The organism is Streptomyces sp. NPDC045026, from assembly GCF_056432625.1.
Map to the genome: position 1 here is coordinate 468,610 of NZ_JBWKIS010000002.1, position 23,823 is coordinate 492,432.

The window sequence follows — 23,823 nt, forward strand, 5'->3', positions numbered from 1 at the left end:
TGGTGTTACGCCATGCGATGCATCGGATCCGCAGCGTCATTGCGGGTCTCTCCGTGATCCTTTACGTTCCTGGATGCCCCGGATTGTCGTATCGCCCCAGGGTGGTGTGGCGCCCCCCGGACCGTCCCACAGGAGTTCGTGATGACCCCCACGACCGAGGCCGTCGCCGAGCGGCGGCCCGCCTATCTCACCGAACTCGCCCAGGGCACCGACCGGTTCCACGAGCCGCGCAGGACCGACTGCCCCTGGTGCGGCTCCAGCCGGCTGCGCACCCGGCTGCGGACCACCGACCTCCTCCAGCACAAGCCGGGCAGCTTCGTCGTCGACCAGTGCCGCGCCTGCTCGCACTCCTTCCAGAACCCGCGCCTGACCCCCGAGGGCCTGGCCTTCTACTACCGGGACTTCTACGACGGGCTCAACGCCGGCCACTCCGCCCGACTCCTGAAGGCCCAGCACTCCGCACGGCGCTCGGCCCGGCGCCACCGTGCCGCCGCCCGCACCCTGCTGGCCCTCATCGAGCCGGAGAGCTGGCTGGACGTCGCCACCGGGCAGGGCCACTTCCCGGCGGCCGCCAAGGAGGTCCACCCGTACACCGCCTTCGACGGGCTCGACACCGGAGCCGCCGTCGAGGAGGGCCGCAGGGCCGGCCGCGTCGAGGAGGCCCACCGCGGCACCCTCACCGAACTCGCCCCCGCGCTCGCAGGACGCTACGACGCGCTGAGCATGTTCCACTACCTGGAGCACGCCACCGACCCGCGCGAGGAACTCAAGGCCGCCCGCACCGTCCTGCGCCCCGGCGGCCACCTCCTCATCGAGGTCCCCGACCCCGAGAGCCGCTACGCGAAGCTGCTCGGCAAGTGGTGGGTGTCGTACTTCCAGCCCCAGCACCTGCACCTCATCCCGATGGACAACCTCCGCCGCGAGCTGGAGCGCCTCGGTTACACCGTCGTCGCGACCGACCGCCGCGAGGCGCACGTGCCGCTCGACCTCACCGCCGGCCTCGCCCTGTTCCTCGGCCACTGGCTGCCGAGCGCCGACGCTCCCTGGCGCAGCAAGGCCCCCACCCGGCTCCAGCGCAGGCTGCGCACGGCCCTGACGTACGCCGTCGGACCCCTCGTCGCCGCGGCCTACGCGGCGGACCAGCTGCTCGCCCCGCTGGCGGGCCGCACCCGCTTCTCCAACGCCTACCGGGTCGTCGCCCGCAGAAACCCTGGCGGGCGCACCGCGGACTGATCCCGCGTCAGCCGCGCAGCACCAGCGCCTGACCGGCCACCACGAGCAGTACCTGTTCGCACTCGGCCGCGAACGCCGCGTTCAGGCGCCCCAGTTCGTCCCGGTAGCGGCGGCCCGACGCGGTGGCCGGGACGATCCCGGACCCGACCTCGTTCGACACGGCGACGACCGTGCGCGAGGTGCCCCGCACGGCCTCCGTCAGCGCCGCGACCTTCTCCCGCAGCGCCCGCTCCCCGCCGCCCGCCCACTCCGCGTCGTCCCAGGCCTGCACCTCGTCCATGGCGTACGTCAGCCACAGCGACAGGCAGTCGATGAGCAGCGGGGGCCCGTCCTGCGCGAGGAGCGGCACGAGGTCACAGGTCTCCGTCGTGTTCCAGGAGCCCGGACGCCGCTCGCGGTGCAGCGCCACCCGCTGCGACCACTCGGTGTCCCCGCCCCGCGTGCCGCCCGTCGCCACGTACAGCACGCCCGGGAACGCCTCGAGCCGCCGCTCGGCCTCGACCGACTTCCCCGACCTGGCACCGCCGAGGACCAGCGTCCTGCGCGGTACGTCCGGCACGTTCTCGTACTCCCCCACCACGAGCGTCGTCCCGTCCGGCACGGCCCGCGCGCCCGCCGCCGCCAGACGGCGCGTCAGCTCCGGCCCCGGCGGCACGTCGTGGTCGATGTGGACCGCGAGCACATCGGTCGTCGCACCGATCGCGCCCACGGCCCGCAGCCTCGCCGCCGCGTCCGGGCGGTCCACGATGTCGGCGAGCACCATCTCGTACGGCCGCTCGGCCTCCTCGAAGCCCGCGGGCGCCGCGCCCGGCGGCAGATACAGCAGACGTTCGCCGTCCGGGCCGGTCACCTCGTAGGCCGTCCCCGGCGAGTCCGTCGGCAGCGCCCGCACCCGGTGCCCGGTCAGCAGCGCCAGCTCGCTCCCGTCCGGCACCCGGACCGGCGACACCAGCCCTGCCGGCACCTCGACGGGCGGCCCGTCGTGCGGATGCGAGAGCAGGACCTGCCGTACGCCGCCGAGACCGTGCCCCGAGCGGGCGGCGGCGAACGCCGCCCCCGGCGTGAGGTCGAGCAGCAGCACGCCGTCGATCAGGAGCGCGGTCGCGGCGCGCGCGCCCGGCCCGAGGGCGGTGGCGCAGGCCGCGCAGGGGCAGTCCGGACGGGGCAGGCCGGTGGGTGCGCCGGTGCCGAGCAGAGTGAGTTCCACGGGAAGATCCTCCCGCGCCACCGCGAGCGGCGCTCGCCCGGCTAGGCTTCCGGGCAGTAGTTGAGACGGTGAGCTGGTCCGTTGACTCTCTGGAGGCTGACATGGCGGCGTGGACGTGGAGGTTCGAGAAGTCGGACGGGACGGAGGTCCAGCCGGCGGTGCAGCCGGAGGAGTTCACGACCCAGGGCGACGCGGAGTCGTGGATCGGCGAGTTCTGGAAGGCCCTCGCGGAAGGCGGCGCCGACCAGGTCACCCTCTTCGAGGACGACGCGGTGATCTACGGCCCGATGGGCCTGCACGCGGAGGACGCGCCGGCGTAGGTCCGCAGCACCTTCCGGAACGCCGAGAGGGGCGGGGGCCCGCACGGCGCGCCGCCCCCCGTGTGGACCCGGAGGAGCGTCACGACGTGCGGCACAGCGACCACGACACGGGGGGCCCCCCCCCGGCCGGGCGGCGGGGGGCGCGCGGGTCCGCGGAGCTCTGATTGCTGGGGTGTGCTCGGTTGGGTTTGCTCTCGCCTCTGGCCGCCGGGGGGGGCGCCCCCCCCCCGGGGCCCCCGCCCCTCTTGTGCCCGATGCGTCCGTCCTGGATCTCGCCGAGCGTGACCTCGACCGTCTCCTCGGCCCCGCTCCTCGTGTACGTCGCCGAGACTCGTCGTCCGGCTAGTGGGGCGCGCGTTCCTCCGCGAGCGACGTCATCGTGGTGATGCCGGTCCCGCCGAACAGGGGCGCGCCGCCGGGACCCCTCAGCCCCGCACGCCGCACAGGTGCAGCAGCGCCGCGACCCGGCGGTACGGCTCCGTGCGGCCCGCCCGTTCCTCCGCTGCGAGCAGCGTGTGGAACTCGCCGGGCGGCGGCACGGGCGCGTCGTCCCCCGCCGTGTCCGTGAAGACCCGCACCCCGTACCAGGCGTGCAGCGGAGCCCCGATCCCGGCCAGCGTCGCGGTCAGGGCGTCGAGGCGGTCGGCCCGCACGTCGAGTCCGAGCCGGTTGCGGTACGCGAGCGAGTCGAAGGAGCCGAGCGCCGTCTGCCAGTCCCCGGCGAGGCCGGGCCGCATGGCGAGCGCGTCACCGTTGCGCACGAGGAGCGAGAGCAGGCCGCCAGGGGCCAGCATCCGCGCCAGGCCCGCGAGCAGCGCGTCGGGGTCCTCGGCGTACATCAGGACCCCGTGGCACAGCACCACGTCGAAGCTGCCGGGCAGGAAGTGCACCCCGGTGTCCCGGCCGTCGCCCTCCACGAGGCGCACCCGGCCGCGGATGCCCTCGGGCTCCTCGGCGAGCGCGGCCCGCGCCGCGGCGATCATCCCTGGATCCTGCTCGACCCCGGTCACCTGATGTCCGGCCCGCGCCAGGCGCAGGGCCTGCGTGCCCTGGCCCATGCCGACGTCGAGGATCCGCAGCCGCTGCCCGACGGGGTAGCGCGCGGCCAGCTGCTCGTCGAGCTGCCGGGCCACGAGCTCCTGGCGCACGGCGTTGCGCAGACCGTCCAGCTTGCCGAGCCAGGACGCCGCGGCGCCGCCGGAGAAAGCCTCCGTGCTCAGGGCCGCTCCCCGCGCTTGACCTGGGGCTTGGGCAGACGGAGCCGGCGCATCTGGAGCGTGCGCATCAGGGCGTACGCGACGGCGCCCTTCTTCGGCTCGTTCGGGAACTTCTCGGCCAGGCGCTTCTTCAGGCGGAACGCGGTGACGACCGAGTCGAGCACGATCAGCACGATCACGATGAGCCAGAGCAGCAACGCGATGTTCTGCAGGCTGGAGATCCGGACCATGGTCATCACGAGGATCACCACCGCCAGCGGCAGGAAGAACTCGGCGATGCAGAAGCGGGAGTCGACGAAGTCGCGTGCGAACCTGCGCACCGGACCCTTGTCACGGGCGGGAAGGTAACGCTCGTCACCGTTGGCGAGGGCCTGGCGCTGCCTCTCCATCGCGGTGCGGCGCTCGTCGCGCTGCCGCTTAGCCGCCTCCTTGCGGTTCGTCGGCGTATTGGCCACGCTGCGGCGCTGGGTCTGTGCCTGGCTGCGCTTGGGCGTGGGGCGGCCCTTGGGGGCCTGCGGGTCACGGGGCTGCGTGGAGTCGGTCACCGGCGCCTTGGCGGCCTGGGCCTTCTCGTCCTTGGATCGGCTACGGAACACAAAACCCAAGGGTACGGGGTGCGGCCGAATGGACCAGAGGCGAGTGGGGAACGATCCGGCAACACCCTGCGTCAGTGTTGCTGAGCGTTCCCGGCGGCTGCACCGCGTGCTCGTCGGTCCGGCCCCAGGGGGACACCTACTCCCTGTGCCGGAGCGGCACAGGACGCAGTCGTCCTTGGGGATGAGCGCATCCGTACCTGAACAGTGCGGTAATAGAGGCAGGACCCGTACTGTGGGTTCTGTCGCAGTGGCTGGTGCTGGACGTCTGCTGGATCTTTCAGAAGGGGGCGCGCGAAGCCCATGAGCGGTGTCATGAAGCGTATGGGGATGATCTTCCGCGCGAAGGCGAACAAGGCCCTTGACCGGGCCGAGGACCCGCGCGAGACCCTCGATTACTCGTACCAGAAGCAGCTGGAGCTGCTCCAGAAGGTGCGCCGCGGCGTCGCCGACGTGGCGACCTCGCGCAAGCGTCTGGAGCTGCAGCTCAACCAGCTCCAGACCCAGTCGTCCAAGCTGGAGGACCAGGGCCGCAAGGCGCTCGCGCTCGGCCGCGAGGACCTGGCCCGCGAGGCGCTCTCGCGCCGGGCCGCCCTCCAGCAGCAGGTCACCGACCTGGAGACGCAGCACCAGACCCTCCAGGGCGAGGAGGAGAAGCTCACCCTCGCGGCGCAGCGCCTCCAGGCCAAGGTCGACGCCTTCCGTACGAAGAAGGAGACGATCAAGGCGACCTACACCGCGGCCCAGGCGCAGACCCGGATCGGCGAGGCCTTCTCCGGCATCTCCGAGGAGATGGGCGACGTGGGCATGGCCATCCAGCGTGCCGAGGACAAGACGGCGCAGCTCCAGGCCCGCGCCGGCGCGATCGACGAACTGCTTGCCTCCGGCGCCCTCGACGACCAGTCCGGCCTCGCCAAGGACGACATCCAGAGCGAGCTGGACCGCCTCTCCGGTGGTACGGATGTAGAGCTGGAACTCCAGCGGATGAAGGCCGAGCTGTCGGGCGGTTCCTCCTCCTCGCAGCAGGCCATCGAGGGCGGGCAGGGCCAGCAGTCCCCGACGCAGACGCCGCAGGACACCCCGCGCTTCGACAAGCAGTAGTCCCACGCCGAGGAGGGCGTCATGATCGTACGGATCATGGGGGAGGGGCAGGTGGAGCTGGCCGACAGCCACTTCGCCGAGCTCAACAAGCTCGACGACGAGCTCCTGGCCGAGATGGAGAACGGGGACGGTCCCGCTTTCCGCCGCACGCTCAACGCCCTGCTCGAAAGGGTGCGCTCCCTCGGCACCCCGCTGCCCGACGCGTCCCTCGAACCGTCGGAACTCATTCTTCCGTCCGCGGACGCGACCCTGGAAGAGGTCCGGGAGATGCTGAGCGACGAAGGTCTGATCCCTGGGTGAGCCGCCGGCGGCAGTACGCGGACTGCCGCGCTGACCGCACACGGGCGGGCATGCCGCGCACGGACGAGGGGGCGATACCGTGACGCCGGTGACCCCCTTCGTACGCTGGGCCAGGGCCCATCCCCGGGCCATGGACGCGGCCCTCGCGGCAGCGGTGCTGCTCTGCATGATCGCCGCCTCCTTCGCCGATCCGAACGGCGGCCCGGACGGCACCCCCACCTGGGGCACCCGCAGCCCCCAGGTCCTCAGCGTCCTCCTCATGGTGCTCGGAGCGGCCGCCCTCGTCCTGCGGCGCCGGGCCCCCATGGCGGTCCTGGCGGCCACCTCCGCCGTCACCCTGGCCGAGCTCATCACCGGCGACCCCCGTGCACCCGTCGCGATGAGCGCTGTCGTCGCGCTCTACACCGTCGCCGCCACCACCGACCGCCCCACCACCTGGCGCGTCGGCCTCGCCACCATGACCGTCCTCACCGCCGCCGCCATGCTGGCGGGCCCACTGCCCTGGTACGCGCAGGAGAACATCGGCATCTTCGCCTGGACCGGCATGGCCGCCGCGGCCGGGGACGCCGTGCGCAGCCGGCGCGCGTTCGTCGACGCGATACGCGAGCGGGCCGAGCGGGCCGAGCGCACGCGGGAGGAGGAGGCCCGGCGCCGCGTCGCCGAGGAGCGCCTGCGCATCGCCCGCGACCTGCACGACGTCGTCGCGCACCACATCGCCCTGGTCAACGTCCAGGCGGGCGTCGCCTCGCACGTCATGGACAAGCGCCCCGACCAGGCCAAGGAGGCGCTGGCGCACGTGCGTGAGGCGAGCCGCTCCGCGCTCAACGAACTCCGCGCCACCGTGGGCCTGTTGAGGCAGTCCGGCGACCCCGAGGCCCCCACCGAACCGGCACCGGGACTCGACCGCCTCGAAGACCTCGTCGGCACGTTCCGCAACGCGGGCCTGCCCGTGGAGGTCGCCTGCGCCGACCGGGCCGGTGATCTGCCGGCCGCCGTCGACCTGGCCGCCTACCGCATCATCCAGGAGGCCCTCACCAATGTGCGCAAGCACGCGGGCGCCGAGGCCAAGGCCGAGGTCAGCGTCGTGCGCGTAGGCCCGAACATCGAGGTCACGATCCTCGACAACGGGCCGGGCACCGCGCAGCCCTCGGCCGACAGCGGCGGCCACGGTCTGCTCGGCATGCGCGAGCGCGCCGCCGCGATCGGCGGCAGCTGCTCGGCGGGACCGCGGTACGGGGGAGGGTTCCGCGTCCATGCGATCCTGCCCGTCCAGGCCCACGTCACCGCGGGCCGCGCCACGGACACGAGGGACGCTGGATGACCATTCGGGTACTGCTCGCCGACGACCAGGCCCTGCTGCGCAGCGCCTTCCGCGTCCTCGTGGACTCCGAACCCGACATGCTCGTCGTCGGCGAGGCCTCGGACGGCGCGGAGGCGGTCCGCCTCGCCAAGTCCGAGAAGGCCGATGTGGTCCTGATGGACATCCGGATGCCCGGCACCGACGGACTCGCCGCGACCCGTCTGATCAGCGCCGACCCCGAACTCGCGCACGTACGCGTCGTGATGCTCACGACGTTCGAGGTCGACGAGTACGTCGTCCAGTCGCTGCGCGCGGGCGCCTCCGGCTTCCTCGGCAAGGGAGCCGAACCCGAGGAGCTGCTCGGCGCCGTGCGGATCGCCGCCGCGGGCGATGCGCTCCTGTCACCCGTCGCGACCAAGGGGCTGATCGCCAAGTTCCTCGCGCAGGGCGAGGGTTACGGGGACTGGGAGGAGGGTGCGCGCCCCGGCGGCGCCCACGGCGAACGCCTCGCCGCGCTCACCACCCGCGAGCGCGAGGTCCTCGTCCAGGTCGCCGGCGGCCACTCGAACGACGAGATCGCGGAGCGCCTCCAGGTCAGCCCCCTCACGGTCAAGACCCATGTGAACCGCGCCATGGCCAAGCTCGGCGCCCGCGACCGTGCCCAACTCGTAGTAATCGCGTACGAATCGGGCCTGGTCCGTCCAAGGGTGGAGTGAGCCGGGGGCTCCGCGTACTACGGGCGCAGTATGCGGTGCATAAGAACGGGACCTGGGAGCGACGGAACCGGCCTCCGGCATGACTGAGGGTGTAGGGGGCCCCGCACGTGTCTTCGGACGCACCCGCGTCCCCCGGACGCCCGGGGCCTCCTCCTGCCGCGCTCGCCACAGAGAGAGACCCACACCATGTCCTGGCTGTCGAGATTCAGCCTCGCTCAACGGGCCCTGATCGGGCTGATGTCGATCATCGCGATCGTCTTCGGCGCCATCGCGATCCCTCAGCTCAAGCAGCAGCTGCTGCCCTCCATCGAACTGCCCATGGTGTCCGTCCTGGCCCCGTACCAGGGCGCGTCTCCCGACGTGGTCGAGAAGCAGGTCATCGAGCCGCTCGAATCGACCATCGACGCGGTCGACGGCATCACCGGCATCACCTCCACGGCGAGCGAGGGCAACGCCGTGATCATGGCCCAGTTCGACTACGGCAACGGCTCCAAGCAGCTCGTCGCCGACGTCCAGCAGGCCGTGAACCGGGCCCGCGCCCAGCTCCCCGACGACGTCGACCCGCAGGTCATCGCGGGCTCCACGGACGACATACCGACCGTCGTCCTCGCCGTCACGTCCGACAAGGACCAGCAGGCGCTCGCCGACCAGCTCGACAAGACCGTCGTCCCGACCCTCAAGGACATCGACGGCGTCGGTCAGGTCACCGTCGACGGTGTGCGCGACCTCCAGGTCACCGTCACCCCCGACGACAAGAAGCTCGCCGCGGCCGGCGTCAGCCAGGCCGCGCTCGGCCAGTCCCTCCAGGCGGGCGGCGCGACCGTGCCGGCCGGCTCCTTCGACGAGGGCGGCAGCAACCGCACCGTCCAGGTCGGCGGCGGCTTCACCTCCCTGAAGCAGATCCAGGACCTGATGGTCACCGGCGAAGGCGTCAGGAAGCCCGTACGCCTCGGTGACGTCGCCAAGGTGGCGCAGCAGCCCGCCAAGGCCGACTCGATCACCCGCACCGACGGCAAGCCCAGCCTCGCGGTCATGGTCACCATGGACCACGACGGCAGTGCGGTCGCCATCTCCGACGCGGTCAAGGACAAGCTCCCCGACCTGCGCAAGGACCTCGGTACCGGCGCGAAGCTCACGGTCGTCAGCGACCAGGGCCCCGCCGTCTCCAAGTCCATCGACGGCCTGACCACGGAGGGCGCGCTCGGTCTGCTCTTCGCGGTCCTCGTCATCCTGGTCTTCCTGGCGTCGATCCGCTCGACCCTGGTCACCGCGGTCTCGATCCCGCTCTCGGTCGTCCTGGCCCTGATCGTCCTGTGGACCCGCGACCTCTCGCTCAACATGCTCACGCTCGGCGCGCTGACCATCGCGATCGGCCGTGTCGTGGACGACTCCATCGTCGTCCTGGAGAACATCAAGCGGCACCTCGGCTACGGCGAGGAGCGCCAGGAGGCGATCCTCAAGGCGGTCCGCGAGGTCGCGGGCGCCGTCACGTCGTCCACCCTGACCACCGTCGCCGTCTTCCTGCCCATCGGCCTGGTGGGCGGCATGGTCGGCGAGCTGTTCGGCTCGTTCTCGCTGACGGTCACGGCGGCCCTGCTGGCCTCCCTGATCGTCTCGCTCACGGTCGTCCCGGTCCTGTCGTACTGGTTCCTGCGCCCGCCGAAGGCGATCAAGGGCGTCGACCCGGAGGAGGCGCGCCGCAAGGCGGAGGAGAAGGAGGCGCGTTCCTGGCTCCAGCGGATCTACGTCCCCGTCCTGCGCTTCGCGACCCGTCGCCGCCTCACCAGCGTCCTCATCGCGGTCGTGGTCCTGGTCGGCACGTTCGGCATGGCCCCCATGCTGAAGACGAACTTCTTCGACCAGGGCGAGCAGGAAGTCCTGTCCGTCAAGCAGGAGTTGAAGCCCGGCACCAGCCTGGCGGCGACCGACGCCGCGGCGAAGAAGATCGAGGGGATGCTCGACGGCATCGACTCGGTCAAGGACTACCAGGTCACCATCGGCTCGTCCGGCTTCATGGCGGCCTTCGGTGGCGGTACGGACACCAACCAGGCGTCGTACCAGGTGACGCTGAAGGACAAGGCGTCGTACGAGAAGACCCAGGACCGCATAGAGAAGGGTCTCAAGGCGCTCTCCGGGGTCGGCCGGACCACCATCGCGGCCGGTGACGGCTTCGGCAGCCAGGACCTCAGCGTCGTGGTGAAGGCGGCCGACGGCCAGGTCCTGCGCAAGGCGGCCGACGAGGTACGCGACGAGGTCGCCAAGCTCGACGACGTCACGGACGTCACCAGCGACCTGTCGCAGTCGGTCCCGCGGATCTCGGTCAAGGCCAACTCCAAGGCCGCGGCGGCCGGGTTCAACGACACCACGCTCGGCGCGGCCGTCGGCCAGGCCGTGCGCGGCACCACCAGCGGCAAGGCGATCCTCGACGACACCGAGCGCGATGTCGTCGTGAAGTCGGCGAAGCCCGCCACCACCATGGACGAGCTCAAGAAGCTCCCGATGGGCCCCGGCGGTCTGAAGCTCGGCGACATCGCCACCGTGAAGCTGGTCGACGGGCCGGTCTCCATGACCCGGATCGACGGCGCCCGCGCCGCGACGATCACAGCCAAGCCGACCGGTGACAACACGGGCGCGGTCAGCGCCGACCTGCAGACGAAGATCAACGCGCTGAAGCTGCCCGCGGGCGCGACGGCCACGATCGGCGGCGTCACGTCCGACCAGGACGACGCGTTCAAGAACCTCGGCCTCGCGATGCTGGCCGCGATCGCGATCGTGTTCATGCTCCTGGTCGCCACGTTCCGCTCGCTGGCCCAGCCGCTGATCCTGCTGGTCTCGATCCCGTTCGCGGCGACCGGCGCGATCGGCCTGCTCGTCGCCACCGGCACCCCGATGGGCGTCCCGGCGATGATCGGCATGCTGATGCTCATCGGCATCGTGGTCACCAACGCGATCGTCCTGATCGACCTGATCAACCAGTACCGCAAGGAGGGCTACGGCACGATCGAGGCGGTCATCGAGGGCGGCCGCCACCGTCTGCGCCCGATCCTCATGACGGCCCTGGCGACGATCTTCGCCCTGCTCCCGATGGCGCTCGGCGTCACCGGCGAGGGCGGCTTCATCGCCCAGCCGCTCGCGGTCGTGGTGATCGGCGGTCTGATCACGTCGACGCTCCTGACGCTCCTCCTCGTCCCGACGCTCTACGCGATGCTGGAGCTCCGCAAGGAGCGGCGCCGCAAGAAGCGCGAGGCGAAGCGGGCGAAGAAGGCGGGCGCTCTGCCGGAGCAGGCGCCGGATGCGGCGTCGGACGAGCCGGAGCCGGCGCAGGTCTGACGCACACGTCGAACAGCCCGGAGCCCGGGTCCCACCGCGAGGTGGGACCCGGGCTCCGGGCTTGTTCAGTGGTTGCGCCTACGGCAGCGCCAGCATCCGCTCCAGCGCCTGCTTGGCGAACTGCTCGGTCTCGCGGTCGACCTCGATCCGGTTGACCAGGTTGCCCTCTGCCAGGGACTCCAGGGTCCACACCAGGTGCGGCAGGTCGATGCGGTTCATCGTCGAGCAGAAGCAGACCGTCTTGTCGAGGAAGACGATCTCCTTGTCGGGGTGGGCATTGGCGAGGCGCCGCACCAGGTTGAGCTCGGTGCCGATCGCCCACTTCGACCCGGCCGGGGCCGCGTCGAGCGCCTTGATGATGTACTCCGTCGAGCCGACCTCGTCCGCCGCGGCGACGACCTCGTGCTTGCACTCGGGGTGCACCAGGACCCGTACGCCGGGGATCCGCTCGCGGACGTCGTTGACCGAGTCGATCGAGAAGCGCCCGTGCACCGAGCAGTGCCCGCGCCACAGGATCATCTTCGCGTTCCGCAGCTCCTCGGCGGTCAGGCCGCCGTTCGGCTTGTGCGGGTTGTACAGGACGCAGTCCTCCAGGGACATGCCCATGTCCCGCACGGCGGTGTTGCGGCCCAGGTGCTGGTCCGGCAGGAACAGCACCTTCTCGCCCTGCTCGAAGGCCCAGTCCAGCGCCCTCTTCGCGTTGGACGAGGTGCAGATGGTGCCGCCGTGCTTGCCGGTGAACGCCTTGATGTCCGCCGAGGAGTTCATGTACGAGACGGGCACGACCTGCTCGGCGATGCCGGCCTCGGTCAGCACGTCCCAGCACTCGGCGACCTGCTCGGCGGTGGCCATGTCGGCCATGGAGCACCCGGCGGCCAGGTCGGGCAGGACCACCTTCTGGTCGTCGCCGGTGAGGATGTCGGCGGACTCGGCCATGAAGTGCACACCGCAGAAGACGATGTACTCGGCCTCCGGCCTGGCGGCAGCGTCGCGGGCGAGCTTGAAGGAGTCGCCGGTGACGTCCGCGAACTGGATGACCTCGTCGCGCTGGTAGTGGTGGCCGAGCACGAAGACCTTGTCCCCGAGCCTCTCCTTGGCCGCGCGGGCGCGCTCCACCAGGTCCGGGTCGGACGGGGAGGGCAGGTCTCCAGGGCACTCCACGCCGCGCTCGCTCCGCGGGTCGGCCTCGCGGCCGAGCAGCAGGAGAGCCAGCGGAGTCGGCTGGACGTCCAGGTCAACGGTGGTCTGGGCCGTGGTCACGTCACGCACCCTTTCTTGTTATGACATTCGTGCGGCGAGGCTTCTCGTCGAAATGACGCTATCTATGATAACTGCTTCACGTCAGAATGACGATGGCCATCGTGTCGATGTGACGCAATCCGCGTGGACCGGCCCGTGCCCGCCGCGCGCCGGGTGTGCGAGCATGAAAGGGCAAGGAAGCCGAACTCGCCGAGAGGCGAAACACGAGCGCCAGGGCCGGAATGAAACCGCGGCCCCGCCGGTTGGAACGTCGGCAAGCAGTCTCCGTACAACCCTGGAGAGAAGCAGATGTCCGTATCGGACGAGACCACCACCGTGAGCGACGGCATCCTCCTGTCCGACGCCGCCGCGGCCAAGGTCAAGGCCCTCCTTGACCAGGAAGGGCGCGACGACCTGGCGCTGCGCGTCGCCGTTCAGCCCGGAGGCTGCTCCGGCCTGCGCTACCAGCTCTTCTTCGACGAGCGCTCCCTCGACGGGGACGTCGTCAAGGACTTCGGTGGCGTCAAGGTCGTCACCGACCGCATGAGCGCCCCGTACCTGGGCGGCGCCTCCGTCGACTTCGTCGACACCATCGAGAAGCAGGGCTTCACGATCGACAACCCGAACGCCACGGGCTCCTGCGCCTGCGGCGACTCGTTCAGCTGAGCCTGAGCCTGTACGTACACGAAGCGGCGGTTCCCTGCTCGAGGGGGAACCGCCGCTTCGTGTCTCGTCACGCGCTCAGCTCTGCGGCGCCGGCTCGTGCCCGCGCCCGCTGTCCGCGTGCGGCACCGCCTTGTCCTTCGAGTCCACGACCTTACGGCCGTCGAGCGGCTCGTCCAGCGTCACCGGCAGCGTGTAGAACTTCGCCATCGCGATGCAGACCGTGCCCTTCTTCCGGGTCTCCGTGACCTTCAGGGCGACCTTGCCGTCCTGCTCCGTCGCCGAGGCCGTGTAGGTGCTGCACACACCGCCCGTGAAGTGCGCCGTGAGCGTCCGCCCGTCCACGGTGTAGCCGTCGGGGCGCACGTCGCGGGTTTCGGTCCCCGGGTCGCCGGGCCGCACGCTCGGCCGCGGGCTCGGCTTGTCCGTCGGCCCCTGCGCCTGCGGCGACGTCAGGAACTTCGGGTCCACCGCGGGATGCGTCACCGTGAAGGCCGCCTGCCCGCCCTGCGGCTTCACCTGGAACAGCCACGACGGTACGAGGATCTGCCGCCCCTGCGTGAACTGCGCCGCGAGCCCGAACGTCGCGCCCTTGACATGGACGGGCTCCGCCGCGGGCAGCTTCGTCGGCGCCTTGCACGGCGCCTCGTCCCGCTCCTTCACCGGCACCGGGCTCGCGCAGCCGCCGATACCGACGCGACCGGCCCCGACAGCCGTGGAGTTGAGTAGATCGAGCGTCTTCTGCGCGCTGATCACGGGATACGTGTCGCCCTTGACCGGCTTCTTCAACTGGCCGCTGCCGCCGACCACTTGACCGTCTGAACCGACCTGGACGCCCGTGGTCCAGCCGTACGTGGGCAGGTCGCCGACGCGGGGCTCCGCGTTCACCACCCGTACCGCGCCCATCAGTTGGCGCGTGTCGAGCTTGGCATCGTCCTGCCCGAGCGCCTTGAGGACGGGGGCGGCCGCCTTCTTCGCGGCGCCCTCGCTCACGGCGTCCTTGGTGCTGCCGTTCCCCGGCGTCTCGGTGCACTTGGCCGGGCTCGCGCACTTGTGGCCCGCGGACGGTGCGTAGCGCGCGTACGTCCAGGCGCCGGGTGCCCGCTCGGTCACCTGGAGTGAGGGGCCCGAGCCGTCCTTCGCCGGGCCCACCTTCCATGCGCCGTTCTCCAGGCGCGGGGTGCCCTGCGCGTCCAGGGTCCTGGCGAGTGCGGCGACATCGGCCGCGGTCACCTTGCCCTCGGTCCGGTAGACGGGGGCGTCGCCGGGCCCCGTGGGGAGCTTGCCGTCGGCCCGGTAGCGGGTGCCGTTCGGGTCGGGCTCACCCGGTGCTATTCCCGAGGTGGAGCCCGTGCCGCCCGCCCGGTAGCCGTCCAGGGCGAGAGGCGGGGGAGTGGAGTCTTCGCCGGCGGCCGGGGTGCCGCCGCGGCCACTGCCGTCGGCCGAGGTCGCCGCGAGATACGCGCCACCGCCACCGACGAGGAGTACCGCTGCCGCGACCGAGGCGACGGCCAGCGGGGACCGCCCCCGGTGTCGATCCTGCGTCTGCTCGGTGCTCACCGCATCGCTCCTTTGCCTGCTGCGTCGTACGCCGTATCCCCTTTACGGGGGAACAGCGATGGGACGCGGCGGGGGAGCGTGCGGTTCCCTCCTCGCTCCGCAGGGGCCGCGCCGGGCCGCCTCTAGTCCCCGTATTCGGACATCGAGTCGATGAGCCGCGCGGACTTGGAGGGCACGACGACGCCGTGGATGCGGGAGGGGGTGACGGGGGCCTGCTTGTTCTTGGCGGGGGCCCTCCAGCGCGGGGCCATACGGGCGCAGTCGCCGCGCAGGGAGGCGAGGCCGCCTTCGAGGTCGAGCGGTGCGGACGCGGTGCGGACCTTGAGGTTCGTCATAGAAGAACGCTAAGCAGGTCCAGCCCCGCGAAGAAAGCCCTACTATCGGGTAGTTTTGCCGCTTCGGCCGGACGGGCGTGACCCGGTAGCGTAAAGCGTCAACCCCCTCCGCTCAGGAAGACGTGACCACGCCGTGCGTATCGCAGTCACCGGTTCCATCGCCACCGACCACCTCATGACCTTCCCCGGCCGCTTCGCCGACCAGCTGGTCGCGGATCAGCTGCACACGGTCTCCCTCTCCTTCCTCGTCGACAACCTCGACGTCCGCCGGGGCGGTGTCGGCGCGAACATCGCGTTCGGCATGGGGCAGCTCGGTACGGACCCGATCCTGGTCGGCGCCGCGGGCTCCGACTTCGACGAGTACCGCGCCTGGCTCGACCGGCACGGCGTGGACACCGCCTCCGTGCGCATCTCCGAGGTCCTGCACACCGCCCGCTTCGTGTGCACCACGGACGCCGACCACAACCAGATCGGCTCCTTCTACACGGGCGCCATGAGCGAGGCCCGCCTCATCGAGCTCCAGTCCGTCGCCGAGCGCGTCGGCGGCCTCGACCTGGTCCTGATCGGCGCGGACGACCCGGAGGGCATGCTCCGCCACACGGAGGAGTGCCGCTCGCGCTCCATCCCGTTCGCCGCGGACTTCTCGCAGCAGATCGCCCGGATGAACGGCGACGAGATCCGCACGCTCCTGGACGGCGCGACCTACCTCTTCTCCAACGAGTACGAGAAGGGCCTCATCGAGAGCAAGACCGGCTGGACCGACGAGGAGATCCTCGGCAAGGTCGGCCACCGCGTCACGACCCTCGGCTCGCGCGGCGTCCGGATCGAGAGCACCGGCGGGGACCCGATCGAGGTCGGCTGCGCCGAGGAGAAGGCCAAGGTCGACCCGACCGGCGTCGGCGACGCGTTCCGCGCGGGCTTCCTGTCCGGCCTGGCCTGGGGCGTCGGCCACGAGCGCGCCGCCCAGGTCGGCTGCATGCTCGCCACGCTGGTCATCGAGACCCTCGGTACGCAGGAGTACCAGCTGAGCCGCAGCTCCTTCATGGACCGCTTCACCAAGGCGTACGGCCACGAGGCCGCGGCCGAGGTCAAGCAGCACCTGAAGTAGCCCCGTCAGGAGAGCCGGCGGACCACATAGGCGGCACCGCGCTCCGCCGGCTCCTCCCCGACGTACTCCTGGCTCCGCATCTCGCACCACGCCGGGATGTCGAGCCGCGCCGCCTCGTCGTCGGCGAGCACGGTCACGGTCCCGCCCACCGGCACGTCCCCGATCACCTTCGCCAGCTCGATGACGGGGATGGGGCACCGCTTCCCGAGCGCGTCGACCACGAGCGAGGGAGCACTCGCCGGCGCGGGAGCGGGCGCGGTCACGGCCGTCGCCCCGAGCCGCTCCCGTACCGCCGCGACCGTCCCCGGCAGCACCTCGAGGAACCTCTCCACGTCGTCCGCCGCCGTCCCGAGCGGCAGCGACACCCGTACGTTCCCCTCGCTCAGCACCCCCATCGCCTTGAGCACATGGCTCGGCGTCAGCGTGCTGCTCGTGCACGACGATCCGGACGAAACAGAAAAACCGGCCCGGTCCAGCTCGTGCAGCAGGGTCTCTCCGTCGACATAGAGACAGGAGAAGGTGACCACGTGCGGCAGCCGCCGCACCGGGTCACCCACCACCTCGACGTCGGGCACGAGCCCCGGCACCCGCGCCCGGATCCGCTCCGTCAACTCCCGCAGCCGCGCATCCTCCTCCGCCGCCTCGGCCCGCACCGCCCGCAGCGAGGCCGCCGCCGCCACGACGGCCGGAATGTTCTCGAACCCGGCCGCCCGCCCCGACTCCCGCTCGTCCGCCGGGCCTTGGGCCGCGAACCGCACCCCCTTGCGCACCACGAGCAGCCCGACCCCCGCCGGGCCGCCCCACTTGTGCGCGCTGCCCGCGAGCAGCGACCAGTCACCCTCGACCGGACCCCACGCGAGCGACTGCGCCGCGTCCACGAGCAGCGGCACCCCGGCGGCCCGGCACGCCCCGGCGGCCTCGGCCACCGGCTGCGCCGTCCCCACCTCGTGGTTGGCGGACTGGAGACAGGCGAGCGCCGTGTCTTCCCTGAGCGCGTCGGCGTACGCGGCAGGCGAGACCGCACCGGCCCGGTCCACGCCCACCTCGGTCACGGAACCCCCGTCCGCCTCCAGCGCGGCAGCCGAATGGAGTACCGAGGAGTGCTCGACCGCGGAAACCACCAGGTGCCGACCGACACGCCGACGTCCCGCGAGTGCGCCGGAGATCCCGGAGTGCACGGCGCGCGTCCCCGAAGGGGTGAAAACAAGCTCGTCCGGGCGGCAGCCCACGGCGTCGGCGGCGGCCTCGCGGGCGGCGTCGAGCAGCAGCCGGGCCCGCCTCCCCTCACGGTAGAGCCGGGCGGGGTCGGCCCACCCCTCGTCGAGCGAGGCGAGCAGCGCCTGCCGGGCCACGGGGTGTAGGGGAGCGGAGGAGGCAGCGTCGAAGTAGGACACACCGCAACGGTAAAGCCCCGGGTGAGCGCGGTGTCCCGCAAGGGGCGGGGGGAACGGGGAGGCAGTTCACCCCACGCCCGCGCCCGCCGGGCCACCTTGGCCCGCACCAGGCGGACCACCTTGGCCCGCGCCCGCCGGACCACCCGGGCCTGCACACCCTGGACCACCTGGGCCCGCACCAGCCGGACCACCCGGGTCCGCCACCCACCGGACATCCCCCCGACCCCCCGTCAGATCCCCCCGGAACAGCAAGTTCCACCCCTTCTGAGTGACCCGCGGCGCGTTAGGCACCCTCCCCGCGCGACCCCAAATAGCGTCCAGTAGGGTTTGGTCCGCATAAACATCCAAACCCCTGCCCGTGTGCCAGGGCGGCGAGCGACCAGCGAGACGGCCGTAGCCAACCAGCGCGGGCGAGACTCTCGGGAAGGCGCTACGTGAGTCCCAACGGCTCCGACCGCTCGTCGCGGCGCCCGATGCGGCGGAAGCTGCCGCAGGTGCTGACTGCGGGCCTGATCCTGGTAACCGCTACTGGTTGCACATACAAGGACTTTCCTCGTCTTGGTATGCCGACCCCGGTTACGGAAGAAGGTCCCAGGATCCTCTCCCTCTGGCAGGGCTCGTGGGCGGCAGCGCTCGCCACGGGTGTCCTTGTCTGGGGCCTGATCCTGTGGAGCATCATCTTCCACCGGCGCAGCCGCACCAAGATCGAGGTACCTACGCAGACGCGGTACAACATGCCGCTAGAGGCGCTGTACACGGTGGTACCGCTCATCATCGTCTCGGTCCTCTTCTACTTCACGGCGCGAGACGAGACGAAGCTCCTCAACCTCGACGACAAGCCGGCCCACACCATCAACGTGGTCGGCTATCAGTGGAGCTGGGGCTTCAACTACATCGAGAACGTGCCCGGCTCCACGGGTGACGCGAAGACCTCCAAGGAGCTGGCCGGCATTCCGGACCGCTTCATCAAGGACTTCCCGGCGAACGCCGGCGGCGTCTACGAGGCCGGTACGCCGGCCTCGGTGAACCCGCAGACGAAGAACCCCGGCCCCACCCTCTGGCTCCCCAAGGGCGAGAAGGTCCGGTTCGTCCTCACCTCGCGCGACGTCATCCATGACTTCTGGGTGGTGCCGTTCCTGATGAAGCAGGACGTCATTCCCGGCCACACCAACGCCTTCGAGGTGACTCCCAACCGGGAAGGCACCTTCCTGGGCAAGTGCGCCGAGCTCTGCGGCGTCGACCACTCGCGCATGCTGTTCAACGTGAAGGTCGTCTCTCCTGAGCGCTACCAGCAGCACCTCAAGGACCTCGTGAAGAAGGGGCAGACCGGTTACATCCCGTCCGGCATCGCGCAGACGAGCCACGAGAAGAACCGGGAGACGAACAACCTGTGAGCATCCTCAACGAACCTCAGGGTGCCGCCGCAGCTGACGACTCGTACGAGAACGAGCTGCCGGTCAGGCGCAAGCAGCCGGGGAATGTCGTCGTCAAGTGGCTGACCACCACTGACCACAAGACGATCGGCACGCTCTACCTGGTCACGTCGTTCGCGTTCTTCTGCATCGGCGGAATCATGGCGCTCTTCATGCGCGCCGAACTCGCTCGTCCCGGCAACCAGATCATGTCGAACGAGCAGTTCAACCAGGCGTTCACGATGCACGGCACGATCATGCTGCTGATGTTCGCGACGCCGCTGTTCGCCGGTTTCACGAACTGGATCATGCCGCTGCAGATCGGCGCGCCCGACGTGGCGTTCCCGCGGCTGAACATGTTCGCCTACTGGCTCTACCTGTTCGGCTCGACCATCGCCGTCGGCGGTTTCCTCACCCCGCAGGGTGCGGCCGACTTCGGCTGGTTCGCCTACAGCCCGCTCTCGGACGCCGTCCGCTCGCCGGGCATCGGCGCCGACATGTGGATCATGGGTCTGGCCTTCTCCGGCTTCGGCACCATCCTCGGCGCGGTCAACTTCATCACCACGATCATCTGCATGCGCGCTCCCGGCATGACGATGTTCCGCATGCCGATCTTCGTGTGGAACGTGCTGCTGACCGCCGTCCTGGTCCTGCTCGCCTTCCCGGTCCTGGCCGCCGCGCTGTTCGCCCTGGAGGCGGACCGTAAATTCGGTGCCCATGTGTTCGACGCCAGTAATGGCGGCGCCTTGCTATGGCAACACCTCTTCTGGTTCTTCGGACACCCAGAGGTGTACATCATCGCGTTGCCATTCTTCGGAATCATTTCCGAAGTGATCCCGGTGTTCTCGAGGAAGCCGATGTTCGGCTACTCGGGCCTGATCGGTGCGACCATCGCGATCGCGGGTCTCTCCGTGACCGTGTGGGCGCACCACATGTACGTCACCGGCGGCGTGCTGTTGCCGTTCTTCTCCTTCATGACGTTCCTCATCGCTGTACCGACCGGCGTGAAGTTCTTCAACTGGATCGGCACGATGTGGAAGGGCTCGCTGTCCTTCGAGACACCGATGCTCTGGACGATCGGCTTCCTGATCACCTTCGTCTTCGGTGGTCTGACCGGCGTCATCCTGGCGGCCCCGCCGCTGGACTTCCACGTCTCGGACTCGTACTTCGTCGTCGCGCACTTCCACTACGTCGTCTTCGGCACCGTGGTCTTCGCGATGTTCGCCGGATTCCACTTCTGGTGGCCGAAGTTCACGGGCAAGATGCTCGACGAGCGGCTCGGCAAGATCACGTTCTGGACGCTGTTCATCGGCTTCCACGGCACGTTCCTGGTGCAGCACTGGCTGGGCGTCGAGGGCATGCCGCGTCGTTACGCGGACTACCTCGCGGCCGACGGCTTCACCGCGCTGAACACGATCTCGACGATCTCCTCGTTCCTGCTCGGTCTGTCGATCCTGCCGTTCTTCTACAACGTGTGGAAGACCGCCAAGTACGGCAAGAAGGTCGAGGTCGACGACCCGTGGGGCTACGGCCGTTCGCTCGAATGGGCTACGTCCTGCCCGCCGCCGCGGCACAACTTCCTCACCCTGCCGCGCATTCGCAGTGAATCGCCGGCGTTCGACCTGCACCACCCGGAGATCGCCGCGATGGACCAGCTCCAGAACGGCGGCCACGGGGGCAACGCTCTCGCAGGTGGCAAGGAGGCCGGCAAGTGAAGGTCCAAGGCAAGATGTTCATCTGGCTGAGCGTCTTCGTGCTCGCCACGGCGATCGTCTACGGCGTGTGGTCGAAGGAGCCTGCCGGAACCACGGCGCTCTTCCTGGCCTTCGGCCTGTGCATCATGGTCGGCTACTACCTGGCCTTCACGGCCCGGCGGCTCGACACGGGTGCGCAGGACAACAAGGAGGCCGAGGTCGCGGACGACGCCGGTGAGGTGGGCTTCTTCAGCCCGCACAGCTGGCAGCCGCTCGCGCTGGCCATCGGTGGTGCGCTCGGCTTCATGGGCGTCGTCTTCGGCTGGTGGCTGATGTACTTCTCGGCCCCGATCATCGGGATCGGCCTGTGGGGCTGGGTCTTCGAGTACTACCGCGGCGAGAACCGGACCCAGTAGGGCCCGGCCGACGCCGAAGGGCCCGGACATTCCTGACGGAGTGTCCGGGCCCTTTCGCATGTCCCGTAAGGGCCGCGCCACGTACGGCCCAATCGGCGCGCCGGAAGCGGTGATGGTTCATACCGTGAGTCTCATGAACAACTCACCGAGAATTCGCACGGTAATGAGCTGCACTCTGCTGGTGGCCGCACTCGGTGCGAGCGTCACGGCCTGCGGTAGCTCCAGTCACCCGCTCTCCACCAAGCCGTACGACGCGGCGGGCGAGGTCAGCTTCAGCGCCCCGTCCGGGGGCAAGAAGGCCGACCCGGACAAGCCCATAGAGGTCACCTCGGAGGACGACGCACGCATCACCGACGTCACGGCCACCGATGCGATAGGCCGCTATGTCGTGGGCGAACTGTCCGCCGACGGAAGCAGGTGGCACAGCACGGCCCCGCTCGCCGCCGACGCCCACTACACGGTGCAGGTGAGCACCGAGGACGAGGACGGCGCGCCCGGCCGCAAGGTGCTCACCTTCGACACGGGCCACCCGGACAAGAAGAAGAAGGCCCTGAAGGTCACCTTCGGTCCCGAGGCCGGCAAGTACGGCGTCGGACAGCCCATCACCGCCGAGCTCAGCGCCGCCGTCAAGGACAAGGCCGCACGGGCCGTCGTGGAGCGGTCCCTCAAGGTCGAGTCGCAGCCCGCCGTGGCGGGTTCCTGGACCTGGGTGGACGACAAGACGCTGCACTACCGCCCCGAGGAGTACTGGCCCGCGGGCGCCACCGTGGAGGCGCACAGCAACCTCGACGGCATAAAGGTCAGTGACCGCCTCTGGGGCGGCGCCTCCAAGTCGCTCCGCCTCACCATCGGCGACCGAATAGAGGCCATAACCGACGCCGCCTCGCACCAGATGACCGTGTACCGCAACGGCCGAGTGATCAACACCATCCCCGTCACGACCGGCAAGCCCGGCTTCGAGACCCGCAACGGCGTCAAGGTCGTACTCGGCAAGGAACGCTTCGTACGGATGCGCAGCACCAGCATCGGCATCGCCGCGGGCTCGTCGGAGTCGTACGACATGCCGGTGTACTTCGCGACCCGGGTGACCTGGAGCGGCGAATACGTGCACGCCGCGCCCTGGTCCCAGGGCTCGCAGGGGTACGCCAACGTCAGCCACGGCTGCACCGGCATGAGCATGAGCAACGCCGAGTGGTTCTTCAACACCGTCCGCACCGGCGACGTCGTGAAGGTCATCAACAGCAACGGCGCGCAGATGGACCCGTTCGGCAACGGCTTCGGCGACTGGAACCTCAGCTGGCAGAAGTGGGAGAAGGGCAGCGCCATACAGGCGGTCGCCACGGGCGACGGCCACAGCTCCGTCCAGACGGCCCGGCTCAGCCCGGAGGTGTGAGACTTCTGACTCCGGACCGGACGCACACGGGGCGGCCCGCAGCGCTGCTGCAGGCCGCCCCGTCGGCGTACCGAAGTGCCTTACGCCTCCACGGCGTGCCGGGAGCGCAGCAGGGAGGCCAGTGCGCCCGCGAACTCGACCGGGTCGACCGGCAGGGTCACCGCGGCCTCGGCGCGGCTCCAGGTGGCCAGCCAGGCGTCCTGCGGGCGGCCCATCAGGAGCAGCACCGGCGGGCAGTGGAAGATCTCGTCCTTGATCTGCCGGCAGACGCCCATGCCGCCCGCGGGAACGGCCTCGCCGTCCAGGACACAGACGTCGATGCCGCCGCGGTCCAGCTCCTTGAGGACCGCCGGGAGCGTGGCGCACTCGACGAACTCGATCTCGGGAGCATCGGCGGCGGGCCTGCGCCCGGTCGCGAGGCGGACCTGTTCGCGGGTACTTGCGTTGTCGCTGTAGACCAGGACCGTCGCGGTCGACTGCATCGTTCCTCCGAGACTTCGGCGTCTTTGACTCATCAAGGTGGGGAAGCGTTGCGCGGAGCCTACTCCTCCCGACACCCCGTCAACACCGGTTCGGACGCCGCCCCGATGGGCCATACGGGCTGGACACACCCCACAGACACTCCGAACGGCACCCCCCGGGGTGAGCGCGAGATAAGCGACCGACATAATGTCGGTCGTGGCGACAGCAACGACAGTAGAAACCGGGCACGCGCACCCGTCGGTCAATCGGCCGAACCTCACCAGCGTCGGAACCATCATCTGGCTGAGTTCCGAGCTGATGTTCTTCGCGGCCCTCTTCGCGATGTACTTCACCCTGCGATCGGTGACCGGGCCAGATCACTGGAAGGAAATGGCCGAGTCGCTGAACGTTCCGTTCTCAGCGACGAACACCACGATCCTGGTGCTCTCCTCACTGACCTGCCAGCTCGGCGTCTTCGCCGCCGAGCGCGGGGATGTGAAGAAGCTCAGGACATGGTTCATCGTCACCTTCATCATGGGTGCGATCTTCATCGGCGGTCAGATCTTCGAGTACACCGAGCTGGTCAAGAAGGACGGTCTCTCGCTGTCCTCCGACCCGTACGGTTCGGTGTTCTACCTGACGACTGGCTTCCATGGACTGCACGTGACAGGCGGCCTCATCGCCTTCCTGTTCGTCCTCGGCCGCACATACGCGGCCAGGAAGTTCACCCATGAGCAGGCGACCGCAGCCATCGTCGTGTCCTATTACTGGCACTTCGTCGATGTCGTCTGGATCGGCCTTTTCGCCACGATCTACTTGATCAAGTAGCC

The 23,823-nt window shown here is 70.1% G+C and carries 22 protein-coding genes; 14 read left to right on the forward strand and 8 right to left on the reverse strand.

Annotated elements, in window-relative coordinates:
* Positions 1 to 141: 141 nt before the first annotated feature.
* Positions 142 to 1,233, forward strand: coding sequence for a class I SAM-dependent methyltransferase (locus AC07EJ_RS05935; protein WP_389475677.1), 1,092 nt, complete (start codon positions 142 to 144; stop codon positions 1,231 to 1,233).
* A 7-nt stretch (positions 1,234 to 1,240) separates the two neighbouring features.
* Here AC07EJ_RS05935 and AC07EJ_RS05940 read toward each other — a convergent pair whose 3' ends face one another.
* The gene (locus AC07EJ_RS05940) at positions 1,241 to 2,440 is read right to left on the reverse strand and encodes a bifunctional adenosylcobinamide kinase/adenosylcobinamide-phosphate guanylyltransferase (protein WP_478883853.1); all 1,200 of its coding nucleotides are present in this window, start codon (positions 2,438 to 2,440) and stop codon (positions 1,241 to 1,243) included.
* A 101-nt stretch (positions 2,441 to 2,541) separates the two neighbouring features.
* Between AC07EJ_RS05940 and AC07EJ_RS05945 the strand changes: the two genes are divergently transcribed.
* Complete coding sequence (locus tag AC07EJ_RS05945; protein WP_362899937.1) at positions 2,542 to 2,760, forward strand: hypothetical protein; 219 nt, start codon at positions 2,542 to 2,544, stop codon at positions 2,758 to 2,760.
* A gap of 425 nt (positions 2,761 to 3,185) precedes the next feature.
* Here the strand turns inward: AC07EJ_RS05945 and AC07EJ_RS05950 are convergent, their stop codons facing one another.
* Both AC07EJ_RS05950 and AC07EJ_RS05955 read right to left on the reverse strand, forming a co-directional pair.
* Complete coding sequence (locus tag AC07EJ_RS05950; RefSeq protein ID WP_389476322.1) at positions 3,186 to 3,893, reverse strand: class I SAM-dependent methyltransferase; 708 nt, start codon at positions 3,891 to 3,893, stop codon at positions 3,186 to 3,188.
* Positions 3,894 to 3,976: 83 nt separating this feature from the next.
* Positions 3,977 to 4,648 (reverse strand): DUF3043 domain-containing protein, encoded by a 672-nt coding sequence (locus tag AC07EJ_RS05955; protein WP_389476320.1) that lies wholly within the window; start codon positions 4,646 to 4,648, stop codon positions 3,977 to 3,979.
* A 225-nt stretch (positions 4,649 to 4,873) separates the two neighbouring features.
* Between AC07EJ_RS05955 and AC07EJ_RS05960 the strand changes: the two genes are divergently transcribed.
* The 5 genes from AC07EJ_RS05960 to AC07EJ_RS05980 all read left to right on the forward strand — a co-directional run bounded on the left by AC07EJ_RS05960 (position 4,874) and on the right by AC07EJ_RS05980 (position 11,317).
* Positions 4,874 to 5,671, forward strand: a complete 798-nt coding sequence (locus AC07EJ_RS05960; RefSeq protein WP_116502507.1) for a PspA/IM30 family protein — start codon at positions 4,874 to 4,876, stop codon at positions 5,669 to 5,671.
* A 21-nt stretch (positions 5,672 to 5,692) separates the two neighbouring features.
* Complete coding sequence (gene pspAA / locus AC07EJ_RS05965) at positions 5,693 to 5,971, forward strand: PspA-associated protein PspAA (protein WP_389475672.1); 279 nt, start codon at positions 5,693 to 5,695, stop codon at positions 5,969 to 5,971.
* A gap of 88 nt (positions 5,972 to 6,059) precedes the next feature.
* Positions 6,060 to 7,292: a sensor histidine kinase gene (locus AC07EJ_RS05970; protein ID WP_478883854.1), complete on the forward strand. Its 1,233-nt coding sequence runs from the start codon at positions 6,060 to 6,062 to the stop codon at positions 7,290 to 7,292.
* Positions 7,289 to 7,987 (forward strand): response regulator transcription factor, encoded by a 699-nt coding sequence (locus AC07EJ_RS05975; RefSeq protein WP_362899947.1) that lies wholly within the window; start codon positions 7,289 to 7,291, stop codon positions 7,985 to 7,987. The genes AC07EJ_RS05970 and AC07EJ_RS05975 overlap by 4 nt, the downstream gene beginning before the upstream one ends.
* Before the next feature lie 186 nt (positions 7,988 to 8,173).
* Entirely contained in the window at positions 8,174 to 11,317 is a 3,144-nt protein-coding gene (locus AC07EJ_RS05980; RefSeq protein ID WP_478883855.1) for an efflux RND transporter permease subunit, read from the forward strand.
* 78 nt (positions 11,318 to 11,395) lie between these two features.
* Here the strand turns inward: AC07EJ_RS05980 and nadA are convergent, their stop codons facing one another.
* Complete coding sequence (gene nadA / locus AC07EJ_RS05985) at positions 11,396 to 12,586, reverse strand: quinolinate synthase NadA (RefSeq protein WP_326776131.1); 1,191 nt, start codon at positions 12,584 to 12,586, stop codon at positions 11,396 to 11,398.
* 279 nt (positions 12,587 to 12,865) lie between these two features.
* Here nadA and AC07EJ_RS05990 point away from each other — a divergent pair, with 279 nt between their 5' ends.
* Positions 12,866 to 13,222 (forward strand): iron-sulfur cluster assembly accessory protein, encoded by a 357-nt coding sequence (locus AC07EJ_RS05990; RefSeq protein WP_100592151.1) that lies wholly within the window; start codon positions 12,866 to 12,868, stop codon positions 13,220 to 13,222.
* 75 nt (positions 13,223 to 13,297) lie between these two features.
* On the opposite strand, the gene AC07EJ_RS05995 is transcribed toward AC07EJ_RS05990, so the two are convergent.
* Together AC07EJ_RS05995 and AC07EJ_RS06000 are read right to left on the reverse strand one after the other, a co-directional pair.
* Entirely contained in the window at positions 13,298 to 14,779 is a 1,482-nt protein-coding gene (locus AC07EJ_RS05995) for a hypothetical protein (RefSeq protein WP_478883856.1), read from the reverse strand.
* Positions 14,780 to 14,901: 122 nt separating this feature from the next.
* Positions 14,902 to 15,114 (reverse strand): hypothetical protein, encoded by a 213-nt coding sequence (locus AC07EJ_RS06000; RefSeq protein WP_389474878.1) that lies wholly within the window; start codon positions 15,112 to 15,114, stop codon positions 14,902 to 14,904.
* Between the two features lie 133 nt (positions 15,115 to 15,247).
* Between AC07EJ_RS06000 and AC07EJ_RS06005 the strand changes: the two genes are divergently transcribed.
* On the forward strand, positions 15,248 to 16,222 hold the full coding sequence (locus AC07EJ_RS06005) for a carbohydrate kinase family protein (RefSeq protein WP_389474880.1): 975 nt from the start codon (positions 15,248 to 15,250) through the stop codon (positions 16,220 to 16,222).
* 5 nt (positions 16,223 to 16,227) lie between these two features.
* Here the strand turns inward: AC07EJ_RS06005 and AC07EJ_RS06010 are convergent, their stop codons facing one another.
* On the reverse strand, positions 16,228 to 17,616 hold the full coding sequence (locus AC07EJ_RS06010; RefSeq protein ID WP_478883857.1) for an aminotransferase class V-fold PLP-dependent enzyme: 1,389 nt from the start codon (positions 17,614 to 17,616) through the stop codon (positions 16,228 to 16,230).
* A gap of 434 nt (positions 17,617 to 18,050) precedes the next feature.
* On the opposite strand from AC07EJ_RS06010, the gene ctaC reads away from it, so the two are divergent.
* The 4 genes from ctaC (at position 18,051) to AC07EJ_RS06030 (ending at position 22,531) form a co-directional block, all read left to right on the forward strand.
* Complete coding sequence (ctaC, locus tag AC07EJ_RS06015; protein WP_389474884.1) at positions 18,051 to 19,010, forward strand: aa3-type cytochrome oxidase subunit II; 960 nt, start codon at positions 18,051 to 18,053, stop codon at positions 19,008 to 19,010.
* Positions 19,007 to 20,743, forward strand: a complete 1,737-nt coding sequence (gene ctaD / locus AC07EJ_RS06020; RefSeq protein WP_383896691.1) for an aa3-type cytochrome oxidase subunit I — start codon at positions 19,007 to 19,009, stop codon at positions 20,741 to 20,743. The genes ctaC and ctaD overlap by 4 nt, the downstream gene beginning before the upstream one ends.
* On the forward strand, positions 20,740 to 21,138 hold the full coding sequence (locus AC07EJ_RS06025) for a cytochrome c oxidase subunit 4 (protein ID WP_389474886.1): 399 nt from the start codon (positions 20,740 to 20,742) through the stop codon (positions 21,136 to 21,138). Before ctaD ends, AC07EJ_RS06025 begins: the two co-directional genes overlap by 4 nt.
* A 133-nt stretch (positions 21,139 to 21,271) precedes the next feature.
* On the forward strand, positions 21,272 to 22,531 hold the full coding sequence (locus AC07EJ_RS06030; RefSeq protein ID WP_478883858.1) for a L,D-transpeptidase: 1,260 nt from the start codon (positions 21,272 to 21,274) through the stop codon (positions 22,529 to 22,531).
* Positions 22,532 to 22,611: 80 nt separating this feature from the next.
* On the opposite strand, the gene AC07EJ_RS06035 is transcribed toward AC07EJ_RS06030, so the two are convergent.
* Positions 22,612 to 23,013, reverse strand: coding sequence for a DNA-binding transcriptional response regulator (locus AC07EJ_RS06035; protein WP_389474890.1), 402 nt, complete (start codon positions 23,011 to 23,013; stop codon positions 22,612 to 22,614).
* Positions 23,014 to 23,200: 187 nt separating this feature from the next.
* Here AC07EJ_RS06035 and ctaE point away from each other — a divergent pair, with 187 nt between their 5' ends.
* The gene (gene ctaE, locus AC07EJ_RS06040) at positions 23,201 to 23,821 is read left to right on the forward strand and encodes an aa3-type cytochrome oxidase subunit III (protein WP_100592161.1); all 621 of its coding nucleotides are present in this window, start codon (positions 23,201 to 23,203) and stop codon (positions 23,819 to 23,821) included.
* The last annotated feature ends 2 nt before the right edge of the window (positions 23,822 to 23,823 follow it).